At 44.9% G+C, this 1177-nt stretch carries 1 protein-coding gene; it reads left to right on the forward strand.

Going from position 1 to position 1177, the window contains the following annotated elements:
* Positions 1-2 precede the first annotated feature (2 nt).
* On the forward strand, positions 3-896 hold the full coding sequence (locus FJZ26_06185) for a hypothetical protein (protein ID MBM3229994.1): 894 nt from the start codon (positions 3-5) through the stop codon (positions 894-896).
* Positions 897-1177: the final 281 nt, after the last annotated feature.

Here is a 1177-nt window from a genome sequence, read left to right on the forward strand (position 1 = left end):
AGATGATAAAGCGGCCATTGGGCGAGAAAATACTCGAGCTTGAAAATGGGGATTTGGGGAGAATACTCGAGAAAACAGGGGCAAAGGAGAGCGAGATAATATACTATGCCAATGACAAGTCGCTCGGGAAAAAACAGCTGCTCAATGCAGAGCCATTCCTTGACATTGACACAGTGCTTATTTCTTCCCGGCATCTGTACAGGATGCCGTATTCCTTCAATGAAAAGTCAGGCCTTGTTTCAGTCACAATTGACCCGGCGAAAGTGATGTCGTTCAGCATCAATGAGGCAAGGCATCCTGTGAAAGTAAGCCAGTTCAGGTTTCTTGATTCGACAAAGGCTGTAAAGGGAGAGGCAAGCAAGCTGATTGTGCAGGCATATGACTTCAGCCCGAAAATTGAGGAGGATGATGAGACAAAGGCTATGCTGCAGGGAAAAAACAGGGGCTTTGAGCTTCCTGCGACTGCTATCCCTGAAAAGTTTTTCCCGCCATGCATACAGCATGGATTAAAGGGATTGAGGGATGGAAGGAAAAGGTTTCTTTTCATCCTGGTAAATTTCCTCTCGAGCGTTGGCTGGAATCATGATGACATGGAAAAATTCATACTTGAATGGAACAAGAGGAATCCTGAGCCAATGAGGGAAACATACATTGTAGGGCATTTGAGGTACTTCAGGCAAAGAAAGCAGGTTGTGCCTCCGCCAAACTGCATGAATGACATGTACTATGGCTTCTACCCGCAGTGCAGGATGGAGGCGTTTCATGCCTCTATCAAGAACCCTGTGCAGTGGGCAAAGAAGAAGGCAAGGCTGGCGCAGAGGGTTGAAGAGGAAAACAGGCCAAAGAGAAGGAAAAAGAAGGATGATGAAAAAAACAAATTAGACGAGAGTGTGTAAATGGCAAGATTCTGTCCGTAATAACCTTTCTGCCTGTAATAACGGCGGCTGATCTTGGTGTTAAAAAATTATTCCCCCCTTATCCGAAACTTAAGCGCTGGGCAATTGTGAGCGTTTGCTTCGCCAACGCAGGTACCAGCGCATAATGTTTCGGCTTAAACCGTTTTGCATAGCGCAACTTTAGCAGATGTATCCAATCAATCCAGAAATCTTTGCCATGCAAAACGGAATAAACCAAAATTTTGCTTTGCAAAATTTTGAGTTAAAGCCAAATTTTTCTG

Source organism: Candidatus Parvarchaeota archaeon (genome assembly GCA_016866895.1).
GTDB lineage: Archaea > Micrarchaeota > Micrarchaeia > Anstonellales > VGKX01 > VGKX01.

Excerpts from the sequence above, each read along its gene's own strand:
- FJZ26_06185 (MBM3229994.1), top strand. The coding sequence starts at position 3 with ATGATAAAGCGGCCATTGGGCGAGAAAATACTCGAGCTTGAAAATGGG.